This window comes from Haladaptatus sp. AB618 (assembly GCF_024136965.1).
Classification (GTDB): Archaea; Halobacteriota; Halobacteria; order Halobacteriales; family Haladaptataceae; genus Haladaptatus.
The window spans coordinates 25800-50155 of the sequence record NZ_JAMYJX010000009.1 but is presented as its reverse complement, the minus strand read 5'-3'; the positions used below and the strand labels follow the sequence as shown (position 1 = coordinate 50155).

The 24356-nt window shown below is 59.0% G+C and carries 21 protein-coding genes and 1 pseudogene; 10 read left to right on the top strand and 12 right to left on the bottom strand.

What is annotated here, in order from left to right; all coding sequences use genetic code 11:
• The first annotated feature begins 47 nt into the window (after positions 1 to 47).
• Complete coding sequence (locus NKF26_RS20805; RefSeq protein WP_253228659.1) at positions 48 to 1373, top strand: APC family permease; 1326 nt, start codon at positions 48 to 50, stop codon at positions 1371 to 1373.
• An 18-nt stretch (positions 1374 to 1391) separates the two neighbouring features.
• On the opposite strand, the gene NKF26_RS20800 is transcribed toward NKF26_RS20805, so the two are convergent.
• The 3 genes from NKF26_RS20800 to NKF26_RS20790 form a co-directional block, all read right to left on the bottom strand.
• Positions 1392 to 2606 (bottom strand): Cdc6/Cdc18 family protein, encoded by a 1215-nt coding sequence (locus NKF26_RS20800; RefSeq protein ID WP_253228660.1) that lies wholly within the window; start codon positions 2604 to 2606, stop codon positions 1392 to 1394.
• 1712 nt (positions 2607 to 4318) lie between these two features.
• Complete coding sequence (locus tag NKF26_RS20795) at positions 4319 to 5749, bottom strand: aldehyde dehydrogenase (RefSeq protein ID WP_253228661.1); 1431 nt, start codon at positions 5747 to 5749, stop codon at positions 4319 to 4321.
• Between the two features lie 640 nt (positions 5750 to 6389).
• Positions 6390 to 7112 (bottom strand): hypothetical protein, encoded by a 723-nt coding sequence (locus NKF26_RS20790; protein ID WP_253228662.1) that lies wholly within the window; start codon positions 7110 to 7112, stop codon positions 6390 to 6392.
• Between the two features lie 116 nt (positions 7113 to 7228).
• Between NKF26_RS20790 and NKF26_RS20785 the strand changes: the two genes are divergently transcribed.
• Together NKF26_RS20785 and NKF26_RS20780 are read left to right on the top strand one after the other, a co-directional pair.
• Positions 7229 to 8317, top strand: a complete 1089-nt coding sequence (locus NKF26_RS20785) for an NADH:flavin oxidoreductase/NADH oxidase (protein WP_253228663.1) — start codon at positions 7229 to 7231, stop codon at positions 8315 to 8317.
• A gap of 111 nt (positions 8318 to 8428) precedes the next feature.
• Positions 8429 to 9025 carry a hypothetical protein gene (locus tag NKF26_RS20780; RefSeq protein ID WP_253228664.1) on the top strand — a complete coding sequence of 199 codons (597 nt, stop codon included), beginning with the start codon at positions 8429 to 8431 and terminating at the stop codon, positions 9023 to 9025.
• On the opposite strand, the gene NKF26_RS20775 is transcribed toward NKF26_RS20780, so the two are convergent.
• From NKF26_RS20775 to NKF26_RS20750, 6 genes are all read right to left on the bottom strand, one after another.
• The gene (locus NKF26_RS20775; RefSeq protein WP_253228665.1) at positions 9022 to 9531 is read right to left on the bottom strand and encodes a hypothetical protein; all 510 of its coding nucleotides are present in this window, start codon (positions 9529 to 9531) and stop codon (positions 9022 to 9024) included. The genes NKF26_RS20780 and NKF26_RS20775 overlap by 4 nt on opposite strands.
• Positions 9532 to 9756: 225 nt before the next feature.
• The gene (locus tag NKF26_RS20770; RefSeq protein ID WP_253228666.1) at positions 9757 to 10464 is read right to left on the bottom strand and encodes a helix-turn-helix domain-containing protein; all 708 of its coding nucleotides are present in this window, start codon (positions 10462 to 10464) and stop codon (positions 9757 to 9759) included.
• Positions 10461 to 10784, bottom strand: a complete 324-nt coding sequence (locus NKF26_RS20765; protein WP_253228667.1) for a hypothetical protein — start codon at positions 10782 to 10784, stop codon at positions 10461 to 10463. Before NKF26_RS20765 ends, NKF26_RS20770 begins: the two co-directional genes overlap by 4 nt.
• Before the next feature lie 60 nt (positions 10785 to 10844).
• Positions 10845 to 11516 (bottom strand): bacterio-opsin activator domain-containing protein, encoded by a 672-nt coding sequence (locus tag NKF26_RS20760; RefSeq protein WP_253228668.1) that lies wholly within the window; start codon positions 11514 to 11516, stop codon positions 10845 to 10847.
• Positions 11517 to 11727: 211 nt separating this feature from the next.
• Positions 11728 to 12954, bottom strand: a complete 1227-nt coding sequence (locus tag NKF26_RS20755) for a cytochrome P450 (RefSeq protein WP_253228669.1) — start codon at positions 12952 to 12954, stop codon at positions 11728 to 11730.
• A gap of 159 nt (positions 12955 to 13113) precedes the next feature.
• Positions 13114 to 14304, bottom strand: coding sequence for a cytochrome P450 (locus tag NKF26_RS20750; RefSeq protein WP_253228670.1), 1191 nt, complete (start codon positions 14302 to 14304; stop codon positions 13114 to 13116).
• A gap of 227 nt (positions 14305 to 14531) precedes the next feature.
• Here NKF26_RS20750 and NKF26_RS20745 point away from each other — a divergent pair, with 227 nt between their 5' ends.
• Positions 14532 to 14975 (top strand): zinc ribbon domain-containing protein, encoded by a 444-nt coding sequence (locus NKF26_RS20745; RefSeq protein WP_253228671.1) that lies wholly within the window; start codon positions 14532 to 14534, stop codon positions 14973 to 14975.
• Between the two features lie 10 nt (positions 14976 to 14985).
• Here NKF26_RS20745 and NKF26_RS20740 read toward each other — a convergent pair whose 3' ends face one another.
• The 3 genes from NKF26_RS20740 to NKF26_RS20730 all read right to left on the bottom strand — a co-directional run bounded on the left by NKF26_RS20740 (position 14986) and on the right by NKF26_RS20730 (position 17037).
• Positions 14986 to 15594, bottom strand: a complete 609-nt coding sequence (locus NKF26_RS20740) for a TetR/AcrR family transcriptional regulator (RefSeq protein WP_253234833.1) — start codon at positions 15592 to 15594, stop codon at positions 14986 to 14988.
• A 740-nt stretch (positions 15595 to 16334) separates the two neighbouring features.
• On the bottom strand, positions 16335 to 16757 hold the full coding sequence (locus NKF26_RS20735) for a hypothetical protein (RefSeq protein WP_082837656.1): 423 nt from the start codon (positions 16755 to 16757) through the stop codon (positions 16335 to 16337).
• On the bottom strand, positions 16750 to 17037 hold the full coding sequence (locus NKF26_RS20730; protein ID WP_066138550.1) for a winged helix-turn-helix domain-containing protein: 288 nt from the start codon (positions 17035 to 17037) through the stop codon (positions 16750 to 16752). The genes NKF26_RS20735 and NKF26_RS20730 overlap by 8 nt, the downstream gene beginning before the upstream one ends.
• Before the next feature lie 564 nt (positions 17038 to 17601).
• On the opposite strand from NKF26_RS20730, the gene NKF26_RS20725 reads away from it, so the two are divergent.
• The 6 genes and pseudogenes from NKF26_RS20725 to NKF26_RS20700 all read left to right on the top strand — a co-directional run bounded on the left by NKF26_RS20725 (position 17602) and on the right by NKF26_RS20700 (position 24281).
• The gene (locus NKF26_RS20725; RefSeq protein ID WP_253234832.1) at positions 17602 to 19803 is read left to right on the top strand and encodes a glycosyltransferase family 39 protein; all 2202 of its coding nucleotides are present in this window, start codon (positions 17602 to 17604) and stop codon (positions 19801 to 19803) included.
• A complete protein-coding gene (locus NKF26_RS20720) occupies positions 19803 to 20849 on the top strand; it encodes a lysylphosphatidylglycerol synthase transmembrane domain-containing protein (protein ID WP_253234831.1) in 1047 nt (348 codons plus the stop codon). The genes NKF26_RS20725 and NKF26_RS20720 overlap by 1 nt, the downstream gene beginning before the upstream one ends.
• 95 nt (positions 20850 to 20944) lie before the next feature.
• Positions 20945 to 21661 (top strand): annotated as a pseudogene (locus tag NKF26_RS20715) (dolichyl-phosphate beta-glucosyltransferase); the annotation flags it as partial.
• A gap of 168 nt (positions 21662 to 21829) precedes the next feature.
• Positions 21830 to 22696: a basic amino acid ABC transporter substrate-binding protein gene (locus tag NKF26_RS20710; RefSeq protein ID WP_066138248.1), complete on the top strand. Its 867-nt coding sequence runs from the start codon at positions 21830 to 21832 to the stop codon at positions 22694 to 22696.
• A 35-nt stretch (positions 22697 to 22731) separates the two neighbouring features.
• A complete protein-coding gene (locus NKF26_RS20705; RefSeq protein WP_066138245.1) occupies positions 22732 to 23550 on the top strand; it encodes an amino acid ABC transporter permease in 819 nt (272 codons plus the stop codon).
• Positions 23547 to 24281, top strand: a complete 735-nt coding sequence (locus NKF26_RS20700) for an amino acid ABC transporter ATP-binding protein (RefSeq protein ID WP_253234830.1) — start codon at positions 23547 to 23549, stop codon at positions 24279 to 24281. Before NKF26_RS20705 ends, NKF26_RS20700 begins: the two co-directional genes overlap by 4 nt.
• Positions 24282 to 24356: the final 75 nt, after the last annotated feature.

The window sequence follows — 24356 nt, the reverse complement described above, 5'->3', positions numbered from 1 at the left end:
GACAGGTTTTCGGTACTATTGATATGCTGGAACGCCGGTGGTGATATATGGCGTCCGAAAAGATCGGGTTGACCGAATCGATTTCGATGGCGGTGGGTGGGATGGTTGGTGGCGGTATTTTCGCCGTTCTCGGCGTCGTAGCGGCCGCTGCGGACACACTGGCATGGCTCGCGTTTATCGTCGCGGGGATCATCGCGATGGCCGCGGGCTACTCGTTCGTTCGTTTGGGCAAACTCTCGAACGACGGTGGTGGGCCGCTCACCTACATCGAGCGGTTCACCGGAAGTACGAAACTGGCGGGGATGACGGGATGGACCTTTATCGTCGGCTACATCGGCACGATGGCGATGTACTCCTACGCGTTCGGCGGCTACTTCACCGAACTCGTCGGCCTCACGAGGATCGCGGGTATTCCGGCACGGCCGTTCGTCTCCGGACTCGTCATCGTCCTGTTCGTCGGTCTGAACGTGCTCGGCGCACACGCGTCCGGCCGAACGGAAGACGTGCTCGTCGGGTTGAAAGTACTCATACTGCTGTTGTTCGGCTTCGGTGGTCTCTATTACGGATACAAAAATGGAAAGCTCCACACCGGGTTCGCGAAACTCGGCGTCGGTCCGGTCATCGCGGCGGCGCTCTCGTTCGTCGCGTTCGAAGGCTGGGAACTGCTGTTGTTCGACCGTGACAGCATCAAGGATCCGGCCGAGACGATACGAAAGGCGATCTACATCTCCATCGTCGGCGTAACGGCGATTTACATCATCGTCGCCATCGTCACGACGAACCTCGTGCCCCCACACGTCATCAAGCAAAACGCGGAAACAGCGCTGGCAGTGGCTGCGAGGCCGTTCCTCGGGCAGATCGGATTCGTTCTCATCTCGATCGCCGCGCTGTTCTCGACCGGGAGCGCCATCAACGCGACGCTGTTCAGTTCCTCGCGCCTCCTCAGCGAGATGGTAACCGAGGACTATCTTCCCGCACAGATCGGTGCCAACGGCGGCGGCGAACCGGTTCGAGCGTTGGTCATTCTCGGGACGCTGACGGCGGCGTTCACCGTCGTCGGGAGTCTCAACGGGATATCGTCGTTCGCATCCCTCGCATTCATCACCATCTTCGGGGCCGCGAGCTATCTGGCGCTGAAAAATCGGAGCAGCGACGACCTGAAGACGGCAATCGTTCCCGCCATCGGGACCGTCGGCGCGATAGCGACCATCGTCGCACTGGTCTGGCACCTCTACACGGCGGAGAACTCGGTGTTCTGGACGGTCGCCATCATTACGATCGTCGTCGTCGTCGTCGAGGTGGCGTACTTCGAGCGGAAATCGATAGAAGAAAAAGCTGCGTCGGTAGAGGCCGAAATTGAAGAGTACGTCTGAAGGCTCGGGTATCGTCCGTTATACGTAGCCCTTGACGCTCGTGTGAACCCCCATCGCTTCGAGGGTTTCTTCCAGCGCGTCCAACACGACCGCGAGGTCCTGCTGAAGCGCGTATTCGCGATACTTTCCACCCGCGGAACCTTCGTTGATCTCCGAAACCGAGAGGATTCCGAGCATCGCGAGGTCGTCCAGGTGCTCGCGAAGCCAGCGAGCGGTCAGGGCTTCGCGCTGGGCGGTCACCGAGAGCGCCTTGTATCGGGAGTAAATCTCCCGGGAACGGGCGGGCGTCTCACCTTCCGCTTCGAGCGTCGCGAGCGCGTAGACGACCAGTCGCTCGTGATCGTTCAAATCGGCGATACCACGAGCGACCTGCTCGCGTTCGAGCAGGTCGCGACCGCGTCGAACGTGTTCTTCCGACACGCGAGCGGCGTTTTCCTCGCGAGCGAGGTCGCCCGCCTTCAGAAGCAAGTCGAGTGCCTTTCGCGCGTCGCCGGATTCCTGTGCGCCGAACGCCGCACAGAGGGGGATCACGTCGTCGGTCAGCACGTCGTCCTTGAACGCGACTTCCCGGCGCTGGTCGAGGACCGCGCGGAGCTCGTTCGCGTCGTAGGTCGAAAAGGAGATGGACCGCTCACAGAGCGAGGAACGGACTTTCGGTGAGAGTCCGTCACGGAACGTGAGGTCGTTGCTGATTCCGATGAGGCCGATCCGGGCTTCGGTAAGGTTGCCGTTTTCGCGTGCACGCGAGAGTTGATAGAGGATGCTGTCGTCCTTCAAGTGGTCGATTTCGTCCAGTACGAGGAGGATGATTCCGCCGTGGCTGTCGAGTTCGTCCCACATGAGTTCGTACACCTGCGAGCGCGAATAGCCGGTCTCGCTGATTCGGTTCGCGGGGTCCCGAAGAGTATTCACGAGGTGGCTCGCCACGCGATAACTGGAGTTGAGACCGTCGCAGTTGACCAGTTCGGTGAAGATGTCGAGGTCGTCGTACTCGTCGGCGTTGTTCTCCAGTTTGTTCAGCAAGAATCGCGTTGCGGCGGTTTTCCCCACACCGGCTTTCCCGTAGAGGAAGATGTTGTCCGGTTGTTCCCCGTAAATCGCGGGTTGGAGCGCACCGTGATATTCTTCCAACTCGGAATCCCGTCCCACCAGCGTGTCGGGCGTGTAATCGTCCAACAGTGCTTCACGATTTTTGTACGGAGAATGTTCGCGAACAAATTCGAATGAACCCATTATTCCATCGCAAACGGAGGAGTGGCATAACCCTTCCGAACCACCCGTTCCTTTGATTCCTGAGTTTCATCTGAATGGTGGAAAACGGACATAGCCTACCCGAGCCACCCGTTCTCGTGTGATACGTCGGGAACGGTGTCGAGGAAAAGACACGGTAAACCAGCCGTTCCTCTGATTCCGGTGTTTCTTCTGTTCCGATTGCTTAAATAACACCCCCACCCCTCGATTCCGCTGAGTGAGGAACGAACGGTGGGGTGGGGGAAGATGGGGTTTCTAGAATGGGAAGATTCAAGTCGATATCATCACAACAACATCCGTAAACTAGACTAAATCGACTATTTCACCGATATAGTCGATGAATGATATTCGGCTCCCGGTCGTTCGTCGACGTCGTATTTTCGTCGACCCACCTTCGACGTGGAGTTCAGCGGAATCGAGGGGTGGGGGTGTTTATAAATCTACGTTGACAAAGGAAACATCGGAAATGTCCCTTTGCTTCGTCACTCCCCATGACTATGAAGAACAACGGAACGGTGGGGTGGGGAAGAACTACCGTTCAAGTCGGTAAAACCCGGGACGAGCGAATAACCTTTTGAGAAAGACAGCGGAACGACGGTGTATGTTCCATGCCACTCAATGTCCTGGGTGTGGCATATTCCGCGACGAGCGACCACCTCCCTCGGAGACAAACTTAGTACAGTCGCCACCGAGTCGGTATCCTGTACTGACGTTGGTGCCGTTTCACACTAATGTTGGAACCGGTCTCCTTCCATTGGTGTTGGAACTTCTCTTTCACCTGCATCCTCACTTTTCGACAATCGTCTCTTTTCAACGGCTAGCGGATCGGTGTCCCACCGCTCTCGTAGCACGACGAACAGCGGAACGACGGGGTCCAATCAAACGGATAGGGACGACGAATCCGAACTATTTCCTGCAATTCGGTATCAAAAAACAGCGGAACGATGGGGTGGGAGAACAAAATCCTGACACGAGCCCCACTAAATCGTCAATTTCGGAACTGAGGGTGACAAAAGACAACGGAACGACGGGGTAGCTGTACAGCAACGTTCGGTGGAGAACTGACCACGACCGAACGGTCAATCGGAGCATCGGTGTGGAATGAACAGCGGAACGATGGGGTTTGGTGAGATGAGAATCCGCATTGATCACGTCCAAGATAGACGTTCCGTCCAACGACAATACCACATCTCCGCCAACGACAATACCACATCTCCGCTAACAGGTGAGCCGAACCGATCGAACCGATCAGTTTCGGCACCGGACCCTTCGGTGCCGAACTTGACTGGTTTCTCTTTTCACATTGTTCTACTAATATGGCTCATTTTTGGAACACGGGAACAAACAGCGGAACGACGGTGGGGGTCAAAACACCGATTTGGCCCACCAAAAGACAGCGGAACGACGGGGTTGCCCGTCTCTTCGATTCGGAGGGGTGTCCTCCCTATAATCACAGAAAAAAGCGGAACGACGCGTAAAAAACCAGTTTTGAATTTCGGCCTGTTCCGCGGAACGGAGGGAATATCCCGATTTTCGTGCCCGTCAGACACAGCGGAACGACGGGGTTCCCTGATGGCGTTCCTGTGTCAAAACAGCCATGGCTACGCTCCGATGAGACGTTACTACCGCCCGGAACGACGACCGTTGGAAAATCAACGAAATCAGATTTAGCGGCAGATTCTCTTCCGTCGAATTTAGAGGATGATGCTCTTGTGTCGGACCATCTCTTTGATCGTCAGGTTGAGACCCTGCCGACCGATTCCCGAACCCTTGTTCCCGCCGAACGGGATGTCACCGAGTCCGTGGCTAGGCGCGCCATTGATCCGGACTGCCCCGGCGTCGAGTTTGTCGGCCATCCGTCGTGCACGGTCGTAGTCGTCCGTGAACACGGCCGCGTCCAACGCGAGGTCACCGCCGTTCGAGATTTCGATGGCGTCCTCCTCGGTCTCGAACGTCGTGACCGCAGCGACGGGACCGAACTGTTCCTCGTGGATGATTCGAGCGTCGTGTGGGACGTTCGCCAACAGCGTCGGTTCGAAGAATTGACCATCTCGGTCGCCACCGCGAACGAGGTCGGCACCCTTCTCGACGGCATCTTCGACGAGTTCTTCCACCCATTCGGCTTGACTCTCGCTGATAAGCGGTCCCATCTGGGTGTCCTCGTCGAAGAGGTCGCCGACGGTCCACTCGTCCATCGCGGCGTCGATTCGGTCGACGACGTCGTCGTGGATGCTCTCGTGCGCGAGCACTCGGCTGACGGCCGAACAGCGCTGTCCGGCGTACTTCAGCGACCCTTTCGCACAGGCACCGGCGACTTCCGAGAGGTCCGCGTCCGGGAAGATGACGGCAGGCGCGTTGCCGCCGAGTTCCATGTGCAGGTTGACCATCCCGCTCTTGCGTGCGACGTGTTTTCCGGCCGCGCTGCTGCCGGTCATCGTGATCATGTTGATACGGTTGTCGCCGACGAGAAGGTCGCCGATTTCGCTCCCGCGTCCAGGCGTGAAGTTGAACGCCCCCTTGGGAAGGTCGAGGTCGGAGATCACGTCGGCCAGAATCGCCGCACTGACCGGCGTCTTGCTGGCCGGTTTGAGGATGACGCAGTTACCCGCCGCGAGCGCTGGTGCGACTTCCAGCGCGGTCGTCGCAAGGGGGTAGTTGTACGGCGTAATCGCCAGAATCGTTCCGACCGGTTCCGGCTTGAGGATCGCTTCCCAACCTTCGTGGCCGCCGGTCGTCCCTTTGCGGAACTCACCCTGCAGGTCGTGGGCCTCTTCCGCCGCACGGCGGAAGCGCTCGGCCGCGCTCTCGACTTCGCCGCGAGCGCTCGAAATCGGCTTACCGGCTTCGCGCACGATCACTTCGGCCAGTTCCTCCTTTCGTTCGAGGAGTCCGTCCGCGATTTCCTCCATCCACTCGGCGCGCTGTGGAATGGTGGTTTCGCGCATTTCGGCCTCTGCCCGTTCCGTGGCGGCGAGCGCTTTATCAGCCTGCTCGGCGTCCGCTGCGGCGACTTCCGCGAAGACGCCACCGTCCGCGAGGTCGGTAACGTCGAGGGTGCCGTCGGCGTCTAGCCACTCACCATCGATGTAGAGTTGCTCCCGTCGATGAATCGGTTTCTGTGACATGGTTACACCTTGGGACTCAGTAGGTAAATTATTTACTCACAACCGGATTAACACCGGAAGTTTGCTTTTATCGATTCGACAACGGAACGCTACCCCAGAAATACGACAAACGACTCGTTTTGGATCGATTCGGAGCTGTTTTCAGAACACCGACCACTTGTTCGAAACCCGCTCTCGAACCGAGTGGACGATGTATTCGGCCGAAATCAGATTCATCTCGATAGTGACGAAAACTGAACAGATGTCAACCTCGGTCGCGTGTCAAAATCGATACCCAACCCAAGGATCAACATGATAATTCCGTTGTTATCCACACGATGATTCCAGTGTTATATTGTTGATTAGTCACGCGAATCAACCACCAACTATCGTCCGAGTTGGCACGGGTTTGGAGAGGGATGAAAACGGTGAGCGAGGAGGGGATAGAAGCGGTAAGGAGTGGATGGAAACGGTGAGGAGAAGGGGATAGAAGCGGTGAGGAGTGGATGAAAACGGTGAGGAGAAGGGGATAGAAGCGGTGAGGAGTGGATGAAAACGGTGAGGGTAGTACGTACTGTTGGGAGCGTCGGTCATCTGCCGCCGGAATTCTGAATCGAAACCGAATCAAAAGCGAATCGAAACCGAACGAGAAACGGCCGCTTCAGAGCGATAGCCACTCGGTCGTCACGTTCCGTTGGACCAAATGCCATCGTTGTTCCACGTCGCTGCCGATCATTCGAAGTTCGATGGCGGCGTCGAAAACGGGAAGCAGGGTGCGGACGACCCTCGAATCCATCTCCGCCGGGAGGTGGAAGTGACCCATTCCGTTGACGGTTTTGATGCGGCCGGTCAACACGTGGAGAAACCGAAAGAGGGACTCGTGGTCGTGCGTCTCGACCAACGGCGTGAGCGAGTCGAGACAGACGCGGAGTTCCCCCGACGAGAGTGCCCCGCTCTCGCGTTCGAACTCGTCTATCGCGTTCGAAATTTCGATGCCGAGTTCGGCGAGGCCATCGGTTTCGAGCACGGTTCTGTCGGGGAGGTTCTCCGTGCTCGATGTCGTCGAGGTGCTTCGAACGGCGGTCGGTTGTTCGATAATCTTCACGTCGCTGGCGTTCGCGTTCGCGTTGGTGTCTGCCTTCGGCCCCGTGGCGTCGTCGCTCGGCGTGTGTATCTGGGAGGGTTTTCCGGCCGTTCGAACGAACACCCGTCGCCGTGGCTCGGCCGTGGCATCTCCGAGAAGACGGTCGCACGCCCGGTGCATGGCGGGTTTCGGACCAACGAGCAAGAGACCACATCCCCTGCGCTTGAGCCGCTCCAGCTCCCGAGTAAAGGTTACAGCAGTTTCCCCTGTCTCGGCACTGTTTTCGCCACGCTCGTCCATTGTTCCGGACACAATACCTAAAGTATGATAAGTTTTCGGATTACGTCGGGAGGAAGAGTCGGCAAATCCGGCGGCGTTTGTAGCTGTTTAAAGCATCCAACCCCTATCGAAAACCGATGACCGACGACCTGTTCAGTAGCGTCACGTTTCGAGAATCGACGGCGCGAAACCGTGTGATGGTGTCGCCGATGTGTCAGTACTCCTGTGCCGGTGACGGGCTGGCTACCGACTGGCATCACGTGCACCTCGGAAGCCGCGCCACGGGTGGTGCTGGCATCGTGATGACCGAAGCGACCGCCGTCGAACCGCGCGGTCGAATCTCGCCGGACGACCTCGGCATCTGGAGCGACGAGCACGCCGACGCGCTCGCTCCGACCGCCGAATTCATCCGCGACCGTGGTGCGCTTCCGGCGATTCAACTCGCCCACGCGGGCCGCAAAGCGAGCAAGACCAGCCCATGGGATGGTAACCAACCCCTCCAACCCGACGACGATGGGTGGGAAACCATCGCGCCGAGTCCCGAACCGTGGCCGTACGACGACACGCCGCCGGAACTGCGCGAGATGACGACCGACGACATCGCAACCGTCGTCGATTCGTTCGCGTCGGCGGCCGAGCGAGCGCTCGACGCCGGATTCGAGATCGCGGAAGTTCACGCCGCGCACGGCTACCTCCTCCACGAGTTCCTCTCGCCGGTCACGAACCGCCGCGAGGACGAGTACGGCGGCAGTCTGGAGAACCGAACCCGAATCGTTCGGGAAGTCACGGAAGCGGTCCGCGAGGTGTGGCCCGACGACAAACCCGTCTTCGTTCGCATCTCCGCGACCGACTGGCTGCCGGACCGGGAATCGTGGACCATCGAGGACTCGGTTCACCTCTCCGAGGAACTCCACGACCTGGGTGCCGATCTCATCGACGTGAGCGCGGGTGGACTGCACCCCGACCAGCAGATACCGAATCCCGGCCCGAACTACCAGGTCCCGTTTGCCGAGCGAATCCGCGAGGATACCGACATCCCCGTCGGCGCTGTCGGCGGCATCACCGAACCAGCACAGGCGGACGCGCTCATCCGAAACGGTCGGGGCGACCTCGCGATCATCGGCCGCGAGCATCTCCGTGACCCGTACTTCACGCTCCACGCCGCGGCGGAACTCGACGCCGAAGACCGCGTCGAATGGCCCCGACAGTATCGCCGCGCTGTGTGAATTCCGGAACCACGCCGTTCGTCCGACGGACGATTTAAGCCGCCACTCGTCCATCGATTTGTATGGCATTCAGTCGCAGGAATTACGTCCCGTGGGGACGGAGGAACGTTCATGCCGACTGACGACACGACTGGTCCGGACGAGTCGGAGCCGTCGGTCGAACTTCGGGCCCCGCCAACCCCGTTTTTTCTCGCCGAAAAGTACGTCGCCAACCCCGTCCTGCGGCGGTTGCTCCGTTCGAAGCTTCACTGGCTGGTGAGCGACCGACTCATGCTCCTCTCCTACGTCGGTCGATATTCGGGGACCCGCTACACCACGCCCGTCGCCTACGACCGTCGCGGTGACACCCTCATCGCGACCACGCTTCGTCAGCAGAGCAACTGGTGGAAGAACTTTCGCGAGGAACATCCCGCGACCATCTGGCTTCGTGGGTATCGCCGAAAGGCGACCGGACTCGCCATCACCGACGCGCGTGATATCGCCGAATTCGTCCGGAGCGCCCTCGTCCGCTACGGTATCGAGCGAGCGAAGTGGCTCGGATTGAAAATCACGGGCGACGAAACGCCGACCGTCGACGACCTCGCAACGGTCGCGGACGACCTCGTCGTCGTCCGCTTCTCGCTCGACGACTATCCGCCCGTCCGCACGACGCTTCACATCCGAGAAGAGGAGTCCTCGTCACGCTTCGGAATCGATTCCCCGTCTTAATCCTCCTCGTAGCGACTGTCCTCGCGGATGTTCTCCGGCATCGCATCGTCCCGACCGTTGTACTGGTCGCCGAACGTCTCCACGATGTCGCGTTCGCTCCCCCATTCGACGTAGTAGTCGGTGAGGAGTCCCGCGACCGTCTCCCCGAGTTCGTCCAACTCCTCGTTGATGGCCGAGACGGTCGACCACGAATCCACCTCCTCGTATCGCTCCTTGTCTTCCCAGTCGTCCGGGATTTCGGGCGTCTCGTACTCGACTTCCTCCCGTTCTGGACTCCAGTAGAAGTCGAACTCCTCGATGAACCCGAGGTCGAGCGCGACCCGGTAGTCGTCGGCCGAGAGCGCGGTCTCGTCCGCCCAGTCGCTGAACCCCTCCTCCCACGCGTTCTCCTCGTCGTCCAGATACGACTGCAAGTCGGCCCGTTTGTCCACGTCGGACTCGTACTGTTCGTCCCGTGCTTCCCGGTAGATGGTCGGTGCGGTGGGCGTCGCTACATCGAGGCTCATGATAGTAGAGAGGCTTCCCACGAGGATAAACTCTCACTCGACCGATTCTATCCTCACTCCTGCTCGAACGAATCGGAAGAATGAACGAGAAGTGCAACGACACAAACTTGCCAACCCTACTCTACCAACAGCGATAGTTCGGAACCGATCGGTAGGAGTGACGAACTCACAATCGATATGTTCACTGTCACTGATGAGGATCTATGATAGGATCACAGGTGGCTGTTAGTCCACGCTCGTCTCCGAGTGAGTCTCTGGTGGTGATTCTGCTGGGTCCGGTTTTTCATTTCTGATCCCGAGGACATGTTGAATCAAACTTCCATGGGCACGACGGAGTCGTTCGGAGAGCGCTTGATGGCTGATCCCGAATTCCTCAGCGAGATCGTCCGCTGTGGCCTCGCGTGGTACCTCATAATAGCCCCGATCAGCGGCAAGCTGAATCGCGGTGCGTTGACAGTCAGTGAGTCCGAATCGATTACTACCACGGTCGCCGAACTCCTGGATGTTCCTGACTTCGAAGTCGATACCCTGCTCTTTGCAGTACTCGTTGGTACTGGCGGCCGCTTCACGATCAGCGAAGATGAGTCGAAAGTTCCAGTGATCGGTTTGCCCCACCGCGGTCTGAATCGTCGCATTTTGATCGACCAGCACGCGAATCAGGTGGTCGATTCGGTCGGCCCAGTCGAATTTATACAGACAATCCGTCTCGAAGGTGGCGATTAGCTCGAAGCCATCGACACTGTCGTCGATGGCGAACGCCTCTTCGAGTCGTACACGATCGGTCGTTTCAACCCGCATGAACGGCATCAGACTGTCTTGATTGGTGGCGGCCACCTGTTCGACTTCGAATGTCACGTGCTCAAATTCACTGAGCGTGTATTCGAGGGCAAACTGTGCGGCTGGAACCGTTATTTCGACGATCGTTCCAGTCATCGTTCGAGGAGCACCTCCTGAATTGCGACCTCGTCACTTTCACGAAAGGCAACACGATTTTCCGACACATCGAACGAGACGAGGTTCGCATCGATTGACTTCGGCACGTGATGGTGGGACAGCGAGACATAAATCCGTTCGCGTTCGGCTTGTACCTCCGTCGGTTCTGTTTCCGTTTTACATCGAACGATTGCGTCGGCTACATCGCCTAGACACGCAGATTCAGGTTGTCTCTCTGCGAGCGTTTTCGATAACCGTTTTTCTGACTGGCCACCAACGTCACCAAGAATTCTGTAGAGGGCTTCCGGTTCATCGGGCATGAGAGAACAAAGATCAGAGAACGGGAAATGTTCGCGGTGCGTATTTACGCCCGATATATATTACGATCTGCTTTCATCCTCCGGATGGCTTACTGTTAATACGTTCGTGATTATATTTCTATGGGCACGGCGTAACAACTTCGAACATGATTGTTGTGAAATGCCCATCTCATCAGCTATCACGCCCATCGATACGGATCGTGGAATCTCGAAATATCCACGGTCTAATGCCGTAACTAAGGCATTACGTTGTTTCGGAGAAAGGCCGTACTGGCCGCCACCCCTCGGCTCTGAGGGATGGTACAGTCGGCGTAATTTGAAGGGAACGTTCTTCTCTCGGCAGAAGTCCTGGAACTCGGCAACGAGGTCTTCGTTATCGAATCGCATTCGAAGTTCCCAATTATCCGCGCGGCCAGTCGCTTCCAGGATGGTCGCTCCGATTTCGACGTACGCATAGACGATACTTTCGATATTTTGTGTCCATTCGGCCCGATAGAGCGTTCCATCCTCGTATTCATCGAGTTTCGTGATACACTGGGTAGTGGGGTCGTCGTCGACTACCGCTTCGAACTCGGTGTAATCGCCGCCTCGGATCCAGAAATACGGCATCACTCGGTCCGTGTCATGGGCTACGACGCGTTCGATTTCGACGGTCATCTCCGGCACTTGTTCGAGGGTCTCTGAGAGCGCAAGAGCATCGGCTGGGACCGTAAATTCAGCGATAACACTCATAGCGAATACACGGTTTGGGAATGAATAAGCGCAGTGGCGGTCCAGTACTTTAGAGACGATTCGGTGGCCTGGATGGTGACGGCTTAAATACCGTCTTTTCACTCGACTCAGTCGCCCCGAGTTCCGATCGACGATTCCCACTGTCGATAGCTAACCCATAACAGCCGACGCTCCGCACGTGGAACAAAATTGGAAGACCGCTGGAGACGGACTACTTCTGCTCGAACCGAATCGGGAGCGAATCGACGCCGTAGATGAACGAACTCCGCGTCGGTTCGAGCGTCGTCTCGGGAATCGTGATGTTCGATACGCGCGAGAACAGTTCCGAGAGGGCGACTTTGGCTTCGAGTCGGGCGAGCGGCGCGCCGAGGCAGTAGTGCGTGCTGTAGCCGAATCCGAGGTGCTGGTTCGGAACGCGGTCGGCGCGGAACTCGTCGGCGTCGTCGAACTTCCGTTCGTCGCGGTTGGCGGAACCCATCCAGACGGAGATTCGGTCGCCCTCCTCGATGGTTTCGCCCCCTATCGTCACGTCCTCCATCGCCACGCGGGTCATGGCCTGGACGGGCGACCGGTAGCGAAGCACCTCCTCGATGGCGGTGGTGAGCGCCTTGTCGTCGCCCGTCAACGAATCGAACGTGTCGTCCTCGTCGAAACACCGCATCGCGTTCGTGATGAGGTTCGTCGTCGTGATGTTCCCGGCGACGAGCAATAGGATACACGTCCCGAGGATTTCGCGGTGCGAGAGCGGTTCCCCGTCGATTTCGGCGTTGACGAGCGTCGAAATGAGGTCGTCCTGTGGGTTCTCCCGTCGGTCCTCCATGAGTTGGACGAAGTAGAACGCCATCTCTTGGCGCATCTCGCCTTGGCGTTCGTAGAACTCCTCCGTGTTCTCGTCCTCGCTCGCGGCGGAGACGATGGCGTCGGACCACGTTTTGAACTGGTCGCGGTCCTCGGCCGGAACGCCGAGAAGTTCGGCGATGACGATGACCGGAAGCGGGTAGGCGAACTCCTCCACGAGGTCGATCTCGTCTCCGTTGTCGAGGATGTCGTCCAACAGTTCTGTCGTCAATTCGCGGATGCGCGGTTCTAGCTCCCGAATCGAACGGGGGCTGAACTCGTCGTCCACGACGCCGCGGAGTTCGTCGTGTCGCGGCGGGTCCTGCAGGAGCATCGTGTCGAGCATGACACCTGCCTCCTCGCCCTCCGGTTCCTGAAAGCCGTCCGCGTTCCGCGGACTCACGGAAAAGCGCTCGTCGTCGGCGAGGATGGTCTTCACGTCGTCGTACCGGAACACGTCCCACACGTGCCGAACCGGGTCGTACCGAACCGGTTCCTGCTCGCGCATTTCCCGATACCAGTCGAACGGTTCGAGCCACGCTTTCCGTTCGGATAGTTCGTCGGGAAATGCCTGCAAACCCTGCGGGTTGGAGGAACTCATCCCTAGTAATTGATGTACGTATCCGTATCAGCTTTTTCCAAACTGTCTATCTATCGAACATGAATTCGGCCGCTCGTTTGGGAACCGCGACACCCGCATCCTCGACGGACCGAGCGACAAGAGTTGTGTGATGCTCGTCGCCGATACGGATACGGTTCGCTATTCGCTGACGTAACAGGGGAGCGAATCGACGCCGTAAACGAGCGACTGCGGGGAGAGATCCGAGAGGTCCGGTTCGATCACTCCGAACCGGTCCAGGAGTCGCTCCAAAGCGATGTCCGCTTCCAATCGGGCCAACTGCGCCCCCAGACAGAAGTGAATTCCGCCGCCGAACGTCAGATGTGGATTGGGATTCCGCTCGGGTCGGAACTCGTTCGGCGCGTCGAACTTGGACGGATCACGGTTTGCCGACCCGATCCGTGCGACGACCAACTCGTTTTCGTCGATTTGGCGTCCGCCGATCTCGACCGGTTCGGTCGTCACACGTCGGACCGCTTGGGCCGGTGAACGATAGCGGAGAACTTCCTCGATCAGCTTCGTGCGGTCGATTTCGCCCGCCCGGACCGCGTCGAACAGGTCGTGTTCTTCCAGACACCAGAGCGTGCTCGTGATGAGGTTGACCGTCGTGACGTTACCGGCGACGAGGACCGTTATGCAAAACCTGACGACCTCCTCGTGATTCAACTCGTCGTTCGAAGCGGCGAGGGTGATCAGATCGTCTCCGTCCCCGTCGACGCGGTCCGGGATGAGTTCCGAGAAATAGTCGCTCATCTCGCGTTGGGCCTTCTTTGCCTCTTCCTCGTCCGTCATCGCCAGTTCGGTGGTCGCTATCGACCATTCGCGGAACTGTTCGCGGTCCACTGCTGGAAGGCCCAGCAGGTCGGCGATGACGGTCACCGGGAACGGATGGGAAAATTCCTCGATGATATCGACCGTCGTCCCGGTTTCGGCGGTATCCAGAATATCGTCGGCGATTCGCTCGAAGCGTTCCCGACTCTCCGCCAACGTCCCGGGGAGGAATCGGTGGTTGGAGAAATTACGGAGTCGTTCGTGTTCCGGCGGATCGGTCCGGATCATCGACGGTGTCTCGGCTGTCGTGCCGAGCGGACTTCCATCCGTGAACCGAATGTCCGCACTGGCGATATCCGCGGTGAATCGCTCGTGGTCGCCGAGAACTTCGCTCACGTCGTCGTAACCGAACACGTCCCATCTTCGTCGTTGCTCGTCGTACCGCACGGGTTGGGTGCTGCGCATTTCAGCGTACCAGTCGAACGGTTCCAGTCGGGCTTGTTCGTCGGACAATGCTTCGGGTGGCGTACGGAAGGCCGTACCTCGATTGGAGGACCCCATGTACTGAACATTCAGTCAATTAGTTGTATATCTTTCGAACTTGAAAAAGAGAAATTAAGAATTTCCTTTATGATTTGAAATTGGAACGATATCGCTAATACAGCGGTCATATCCGTCTATATGTCGATTCATTGCTGTCGTCCATCGACAGTTGCTGGTGGTGAACGTCGGTAGTACGGGTCTTCCCCTGAGAAAGGCTTATGTTGTACTGAACGTTCATTCAGTATATGGAGCGAATGACGACACGGAAACGGCCGTGGCTCGCGGCGATGTTGTCCGTCCTCGCAACCGGCCTTGGGCATCTCTATCTCCGTCGTTGGAAGCGTGCGCTCGGATGGCTTGCAACGCTCTACGTCGTTGCTGTGCTGTTCGTCCCTTCCAGCGTGCTCGACGCCCTCTTCACGGGTGGACCGGTCGACCTCCTCGCCGCCGCACCCGTTCTCCTTGTCAGCGGCCTTTGCGTCCTCGATGCCTACCTCCTCGCACACGTCCAGAACACGTTCGAGCGACTCGTGACGATAGAGGTCAGCCAACCGACCGAGAGCGACGCGGAAGCCGTTCGTTGCCCGAGTTGTGGTCGCGCCCTCGACGCCGACCTCGACTTCTGCCACTGGTGTACGACGCAACTCGACGGCGATGGCTCGGCAACCGACGGGTCGCACGAAAACTAGTTGACACCGTTTATTCGTCCGCCAGAACGCACCGTTGAAGATAGCGGTCCGTCTCGTCCCGTATCGCTTCGAAGCGGTCGTCGTCGGTCGTCATCTGCTCGGTCATCGTGCCGACGATGATCGTCTGCAGCAGCGTCGCCGTCCGTCGGGAGTCCACGTCCCGAAAGACACCCTCATCGATACCCTTGCGGATGATCCGTGCGATCTGCTTCCGAATGAAATCGTCGCTGCGCGTGAAGTGCTCGCGGAACTCGGCGTCGTGTGTCCCTTGTGCGCGGAGTTCGACCATCGCTTGGGCGAACCCGTGGAAGTCGCTCGAACGGGGGTCGAAGAGCACTTGATCGAGGAGTTCGTCGAGATGGTCCGCGGCGCTCCCTCCTTCGGGGTACGGTATCTGGTCCTCGAACCGTTCCAGCATGAAATCGAGGAAATCCAATAGCAGGTCGTCTTTGCCGTCGTAGTGGTAGTAGAGAAGGGATTTCGATTTTCCGAACTCGTCGCTGATGTGCTGAATCGTGAGATCCTTGTACCCGTATTCACAGAGCGCATAGAAGGTCGCTTTCATGATCTCCTCCCGTGTGCCGTCCGCCTCATCGAGAAACGAAGGGGTATCAGTCATTGATACTGTGTATTAGGGTACCAACAAACAGTTTTGTCGGTCCACCCCGCGCCTGCCGTCACCAGCGCTTCCCGCCATCGCGCGATCCTCCTTCGAATATTCGCCCACGATTTCTAGAGCGGGGTACGGGTCCCCCGCGCCGTCGTAATCGTTTCCAACTACCGGTCCAAAATGACACAGTAATCGACTTGAAACCGAATTTGGGTCCGATCTGTATCCATTTATGCCCGATTTTCCACACAGTCGTGTGCGATCTCGGACAATCGCTTTAGGGTACCCGGCCATCGATGAAATCGGAGGCACACCCGAAACGATGGTCGAAAACGTGCGCCGACGTGGCCCACACGCTACCCACGCGATGAACGTCGTTTCGGGCAGAATCCACAGTAGAACACAGCAGTATCGAATCACCCCGACGCGTGCGACGGATGTCACCCCTGTCACCCCTGACAGAACGCATCACTCACCTTCATGGTTTCGTCCGCGCACCGTCGAACCCGTTCATCACTACCCACGCGTTATCACTGTCTGACGCTGGACGCGAGCCGTCATCCGCCTCCATTCGGTTCGCCGATGCGTCGTTCGGATGAGCTCCGACACTGACGACGGCGTGGCTGCGAACACCTCTCGAATCGATTTTTTCGGAAAAATACCGCCGCTAATACTCACAAATCCCCCATCCCCGACACTCACAGTTTTCTTGTTCTGTTTCCTGCTATCTCATCCGCCGCTCGTCCCCGTCACTTGTAGCTCTGATAGAGCAGGATGATGACCGAGACGCTGGCGAACATGTCCGGCAGGAACGTGAACGGTCCGAGCCCGCCGGGCGGTCTGAAGCCGAACAGGGTGGTGACCAACGGGTTCGCGGTGAGGGCGTACAGCGTCAGTGATATGGTGAACAACAGCAGGCTCATCGTGAACCGGTTCGGTAGATTACGGTAAATCCGAGCGTACGTCGTGAGGAGGACGAGTAGCAGGACGCTCGTGAACGTGGAGAAGAACGTTTTTACCTGAATGATCTCGGCCAACGGCTCCATCCCGCCTTGTGGCGGCCCGGGATGCCGGAAGATATACTGCGGCAGCAGGAACGAAATGAGCGCCGCGGCTACGAGCGAGCCGACGACATAGACGAGCGTCCGAACGAGCGCGCGGTCTTCAGTCATCGTCGAGGGATGCTTGTTCGGCGATTTCATCGAGCAGGTCGAGGTTCGATTCCATCCGGTCGGTCAGGAAGTACATCTTCCCGTACTCGTCACCCGTCGTGGTGAGCACGTCGTTTTCTTCGAGCATTTCGAGGTGGTGTTGGACGGTTTTGTAGTTCAGGTCCAGTTCGTTGGAGAGTTGGTTCGTGTTCATCGGGCGTCGGTTCAGCGACCGGACGATACGCAATCGGTTTTTGCCGCCCTGCGTCCCGCCGATGAGCCACCACAGTAGCTGTCTCATCGATTCGCTTGCCTGTCGACCCCTGTGGTACTCGTGCGTTGCATCGGTAGCGGGTTCCGGAATCGTGTATCTATTCGCGCTCTCGTTAACTTCCATCTTTCTACTCGACGAGGTGTTGCCCGAAAATCCGCCGCACCGACCGCCGTCGCAAGTGGTGTCGGCCACAGTTTTCCACTCTCGTTCTCCACCGCTCACGAACCCCCGTATAGTGTTTCATCCGTTTGTGGCTACTGTGTAGATCATCCATAAACGTTCACCGAACTGATGGATGGATCGGTCACTGATGAGGGGAAATTCAGGCCCAAATTCACACGAATTGTTTCTCTGCGCGCGCCGCCATTGCCGGTTGTTCTCGAACTAAATCGAACTGAATAATTGGGGTATCTGTGCCGAATTTGTGCCTCTTTTCCGACGAATCCATCCGCAACTTCGGCAATCGAATATAATCCATCGGGGAGCAGGCCTTCCCGAAAACGATGATTCGACTATCCGTTCGAGAACGACCAGTAAACCATGGATGGGGCTTCCACCGCGACGCCCGCTCCGCCGACGTGGGTGGTTTCGATGAGTAACGAAACGACGGACACCTCGCTCTCCGACCGGCTCTCGTCGTTCGCCGACGAGACGCCGATGGAGAAAGTCGCGCTGCTCGGCATCCTCTGTCTGTCGGCGTTTTTGAACCTGTATCGCGTTTCGGACGAAGGATACGCCAACCTCTACTACGCGGCAGCCGTGAAAAACATGCTCACGAGTTGGCACAACTTCTTCTTCGTCTCGTTCGACGCCGGGTTCGTCACCGTCGATAAACCGCCGCTCGGCCTGTGGATTCAGACGGCAAGCGCGTGGCTGTTCGGGTTCCACGGCTGGAGTCTGATACTTCCGCAAGCGATCGCGTGCGTGCTGTCGATCGCGCTGCTGTATCGCATCGTCGGCCGGACGTTCGGTTCGCGTGCGGGACTTGCCGCCGCGCTGACGATGGCGCTGACGGCGGTCGTCATCCCGACCAGCCGAAACAACACTGCGGACATGCTCGTCGTCCTCGCCGTGCTCGGCGGGGCCTACTTCGTACTCCGTGCGGCCGAAACCGGTCGCCGACGGTGGCTCTTCGCCTCCGCGGCCGCGGTCGGTCTCGGCTTCAACATCAAGATGATGGAGGCCTACCTCGTGCTCCCGGCGTTCTACCTCGTCTACCTGCTGGGCGCGGAGGTGTCCATACGGCGACGCATCACCGACCTCGTGCTCTCGACGGGCGTCCTGTTCGTCGTCTCGTTCGCGTGGGCAACCGTCGTTGCGCTGACCCCGGCCAGTCAGCGTCCCTACATCGGGTCGACCGACAACAACTCCATCTTCAGCTTAATTTTCGGCTACAACGGTATCGAACGCCTCACCGGAATGGGTGGTGGCGGCATCGGTGGCAGCAGTAGCAGTGGTGGGTTCGGCGGCGGTGGCGGCGGTTTCAGTCACGGAGCCATCGGACCGCTTCGGCTGTTCAACGGGGAACTCGCCGGGCAAATCGGCTGGTTGCTGCCGGTGGCAGTCGTCGCGCTGGTACTGCTCGTTTACCGACAGCGCGGTCAGTGGCCGTTCGACGGTCGGAGTCGGTCGGTCGTACTGTGGGGAATGTGGTTCCTCACGGCCGCGACGTTCTTCAGTGTCGCCGGATTCTTCCACCTCTACTACCTCGTCATGTTGGCCCCGCCCGTCGCCGCGTTGGTCGGCATCGGGTTGGTGGAGTTATGGGACGAGTACTGGAACACCGATTCGAGCACCCTCCTCGGATGGCTACTGCCAGCGACGCTGCTCGGGACCGCGGCCGTTCAGGCGTACATCCTGTCGCGATATCCTTCCTACAGCCAAACGCTCACTCCTGTCATCGTGGGTGGTGTCGTCATCGTCGCGGCGGCGCTCGTGATCGGACGGGTTCGCCGACGGACCGGCCGTCGTTGGCGGTCCGCGATGGGAACCGCGACGGCGCTCGGTCTCGTCGTCCTTCTCGTCGCGCCGACGGTTTGGGGTTCGATGTCCATCGCGTCGGGGACGAACGTCTCCATCCCCTCGGCGGGTCCGTCGTCCAGCGCGTTCGGTGGCGGCGGCGGGCCGAGTGGAACGGGCAACGGCTCACCCCCGTCCGGATTCGGTGGGAACGCCTCGTTCGACAACAGTACCGCCGGAAACGGCAGTCAGTTCGCGGGACCGTCGAACGCCTCCGGATTCACCGGCGGAGGCGGTGCATTCGGTTCGGGATCCGGCGGTGCAAGCAGCGAGGCGAACACTGCGCTGCTGTCGTATTTGGAAGCTCACCAGGGTAACGCAACGTATCTGGTGGCCGCGGATTCGGGAGCGAACAGTATCGCCCCGCTGATGCTGAACAGCGACGAACCCATCATCTCGCTCGGCGGGTTCGGCGGGAGCGACCCCGTCATGACCAAGAGCGAACTCGCCTCGCTCGTCCGGAGCGGCGAACTCAAATACGTTCTCGTCGGCGGTCGAATGGGCGGCGGTGCAGGGGGTAACGCTCCATCGGAAACGAACGGCTCGTACGGGTCCCAATCCGCAGCCAACGGCCAGTATTCGTCGAACGGTCCGAACGGCGGGAACGCGAGCTCCGGAGCGATGAATTTCGGCGATAGCCAGCAAAACGGGGTGTCCCAGTGGGTCGAAAACAGCTGTACCGTCGTTTCCAGCGACGAGTACCAGTCGTCCGATAGCAACCAGTCTGGATCCGCGGGCACCCTCTACAACTGCACCAGTGCGGTGAGCAACTGATGGGCGAACGGCTATCCATCGTACGGCGGTTCGGGACCCCGAAGAACCTGCTGTCTATCCTCTTTGCGGGCGTACTGCTGGTGCTCACCGCATGGAGTATGGCCGATATCGACTGGAATTCGGTCATCGGCTACCTCGGCGAGACCGACCTGCTCTGGTTTCTACTCGCGCTGGTGGTGTTCCACGCGCTGTCGCTCGTCCGTTCGCTCCGATGGCGGACGCTGTTGCGGAACGCCGGGTACGAACTGACCGCGACCGGAGCGCTCGGGACCGTCGCCGAACTGACGCGCATCATCTACCTCGGATGGTTCGTCAACTGCATCACGGTGGCGAGACTCGGCGACGTGTATCGCTGCTCGCTGCTCCGACGTTCGGCGGACGTCGAATTCGGCGTCACGGCTGGGACGGTGCTGACCGAGCGAGTCGTCGACTTCTCCGTTCTGGTCGTCGTTCTGGGAATCTCGACCCTGTTCGCCTTCTGGGGCGATTTCCCGACGTTCGTCGTGAACGCACTCCTCGTCGGCGCGGCTCTCTCGGGATTCGGACTCACAGGCGTGTTGGCGTTGCGACACTCCAACAGGACTGTCGAACGACTGATCCCGACCCGATTTCGGCGCTACTACGTCCATCTCCGGCGGGGAACGGTCGGGTCACTCGATCGGATTCCGACCCTCGTCGGCTACACCGCCGTCGGGTGGATCATCGAGGGGGTAACCATGTATCTCGTCGCGGTCGCCATCGGCGTGTCGCTCCCCATCGCAGGCGCGTTCGTCACCGCGCTCGTCGCCGTCCTGCTCTCGACCGTTCCGGTGACGCCCGGCGGGCTTGGCGTCACGGAGGTCGGTATCGCGTTCGTCCTCGGCTGGGTCGGCGTGGATTCGACGGCCGTCGCGGCGGTCACCATCCTCAATCGGCTGATCAGCTACTGGAGCGTCGTCGGCGTCGGGGTCCTGCTCTCGCTCGTCGGACTTCGCGTTCCCATCGAACTGACGACGACACCCGCGACGAGCGGTGCTCCGACCTTCGGGGGTGAATCGCGCACATGAGTGAGTCGAGTGAGACCAGGGAGACCGGTACGATGAGCGGGTCGAATGGGACCAATGAGACGGACGAGACGAGTGGACCCAGTGAGATGAGCGAGATGACCGGTGACGTTCCCGAAGTGAGCATCGTCCTGCCCGCCTACAACGAGGCATCGACAATCGCCAGTGCGACCGAGATGACGATCAAGACGCTGGCGGGGTTCCTCCCCTCCGATTCGTTCGAAGTGGTGATCGCGGAGGACGGCTGTACCGACGAGACGCCCGAGATAGCCGCGCTGCTCGCGCGCGACCACGACCGAATCCGGCACTTCCACGGCGAGAACCGCGCCGGGCGCGGTGCGGCGCTCTCGCGCGTGTTCGGGGCAGTCGAAAGCGACGTCGTCGGGTACATCGACACCGACCTCGCCACGGACATGAAACACCTCGAAGAACTGGTCGAGAGCGTCCGCGTCGGACCGTACGACGTTGCGACAGGGTCGCGCCTCCTTCCGGGCAGCCAAGCGAACCGCTCGCTGAAACGCGGCACCGCCAGTCGCGTTTACAACGGCCTCGTCAGGATGTGTCTCTCCTCGTCGATGCACGACCACCAGTGCGGGTTCAAGGCGTTCGACCGAACGGCGCTCGACGACCTCCTCCCGGCCGTCGAGGACCGCCATTGGTTCTGGGACACCGAACTCCTGATACGCGCCCAGCGGATGGGCTACCGGATTCACGAGTTCCCCGTCGTCTGGAACCCCGGCCGGGACACGACGGTCGATGTCCTCCGGGACGGGGGTTTCATGGGCTATCGCGTTCTCAGGCTGTGGTGGCAACTCGGCAGGACGGAATAATTACCACAATCGTTTCATTTTGTGGCAAAATTTGGTAACAAACTCGTTCACCACCACAATTCTCAGGAGATGCCGGGATTGTTTTTCTAATCCAAAGATTCGAGCGGAACTGAGACGCAAAGCTAATATAATTATGCTATATGTTTTCATAGCATGGATAGACGGACCTACCTCAAAGCGAGTGGTGGCGCGTTCTCCGCGTTGGCACTGGCTGGCTGTCTCGGCGACTCTGACAACGGTGGCAGCGGCGACAACAATGGCGGAAAAACCAGTTCGGACGGGAACGGCGGTGCCGATAACGGTAAAATCATCATCGGTTCCGACATCCCGTACAAGCCGTTCGAATATCGCAAACAGGATGGGTCGCTCGAGGGGTTCGACCCGGCGATTGCCGAGTCGATCTTCAAGGGGCAACTCAACCGGAAGTATGAGTTCCAGAAGACCAGTTTCGACACCATCATTCAGAGCCTGAAAAACAAGAGCTTCCGCGTCATCATGAGCGCAATGACCATCACGGACGAACGCGCCGAGAAGGTCGATTTCTCCGACCCCTACTTCACGGCCTATCAGACGGTCGCGGTCCGAAAGGATGGTAATATCAAGAAACTGGACGACCTGAAAGGTAAGACGGTCGGCGTTCAGAAAGGAACCACGGGTGAAAGTGCGGCAGAGGACCTCAAGAAGGACCTCGGCGGCGACCTCACCATCAGTAGCTACGACCAGATTACAGGTGCGTTCAACGCGTTGCGGAACCAGCAAGCGGCCGCCGTCATCAACGACAACACTGTCAACGCACAGTTTGTGAACGAGATGGATGGCATCGTCTTCCTCAAAGGGAAAGGGGAGGCCGCAAAACAGGGCAAGAAGGCACCCGACTATCTCACTCTCACTGTCGAGGAATACGGGATAGCCTTCCGCAAGGATGACGACGAACTGCGGAAGAAGGTGAACAATGCTATCAAGACTATCAAGGACGACGGCACGTACGACGACATATACGGCCAGTACTTCGAGGGCTGATCCTCGGATCGTCAAAATTTAAAAGATTAGATATCATGGCAGAGACATATCACGAAGACGCGGCCGCCGAAGACCGCTCCGGTGACGGTTTGTTGACGGATACTCGGCTCAAATGGTTTGGAATCGTCTTCGCAGGTGGGTTTACGCTTCTCGTCGCGTACTTCCTCTTCCGAATCCTGACGGAGTTCGTCGATTACGACCTGTTGGTGGCTGTTTTCCCCCGGTTCGTCGATGCGTACATCCTCGTCCTCGAAATCGTCATCATTTCGAGCGTCCTCTCGCTCATCGGCGGGTTGTTTGTCGGATTGGGGCGCGTATCGAAAACAAAATTCACCCACGCCGTTGCGACGGGCTACGTTGAGTTCTTCCGAGGAACACCGCTCCTCTTCCAGTTACTCGTTATCTTCACCGGGCTACCGGCGTTCGGTATCGGCCGGTTCTCAGAATGGCGATGGTACGCTGCAGTCATCGGACTCACGTTGAACCACGCAGCGTACTCCGGCGAGGCCATCAAAGGCGGTATCACCGCCATTCCGGACGGACAGATGGAGGCAGCACGGTCACTCGGGATGTCGTATATTAGCTCGATGCGGAAAGTCGTCCTCCCGCAGGCGCTTCGTAACGCACTCGCCGCGGTGGGTAACGACCAGATCATCCTCGTCAAGGACACGTCATTGTTGACCGTTCTTGCCATCCCCGAACTCATCAGCGTGTTTCGGAACGTCAACAGCAACCAGTTCGACGCGTGGACGCCCATCGTTCTCGTTGCAGTCGCGTACCTCGCCGTCACGCTTCCGCTGGGGAAACTCGTTCGCATGCTCGAAAGCCGCGCCGCATGGGGTGAGGAACAATGAGAACCCCGAAGATCGAGTTCGACGGCGTTGACAAATATTTCGGCGAGGCGCACGTCCTGAAGGACGTGGACCTCGACATCGACGAAAGCGAAGTGGTCGTCGTCGTCGGGCCGAGCGGAAGCGGGAAATCGACGTTGCTCCGCTGCACGAACCGCCTCGAAGAGATTCAGGGCGGCGACATCCGCATCGAGGGCGAGTCCATCAATGACCCGAATGTCGATATCAACTTCCTGCGCCAGCGCATCGGCATGGTGTTCCAGAGCTTCAACCTCTTCCCGCACAAAACCGCGTTGGAAAACATCGCCCTCGCGCCGATGGACGTGAAGGGACTGTCCGAGATGGATGCCGAAGAGCGGAGCCAACAACTCCTCGCCGACGTCGGCCTCGCCGATCAGGCGGACTCCTACCCGAACCAGCTTTCGGGCGGGCAACAGCAGCGCGTGGCCATCGCCCGCGCGCTGGCGATGGACCCGCACGTCATGCTGTTCGACGAGGTGACGAGCGCGCTCGACCCCGAACTCGTCGGCGAGGTGCTCGGCGTCATGCGCGAACTCGCCCACGAGGGCATGACGATGATGGTCGTCACCCACGAGATGGGCTTCGCCCGCGAAGTGGGCGACCGAATCGTCCTCATGGCCGACGGGCGCGTCATCGAAACGGCTCCACCGGAGGAGTTCTTCGAAAACCCGCGCACCGACCGCGCGCGACAGTTCCTCTCGATGGTGTTGTAGTTCTCGATAGTGCTGTAGTCGCCGCTATTTTTTAGTCGTCCGTTCCCGAAAAGGGGCCGCAGTACTCCGTTTCAA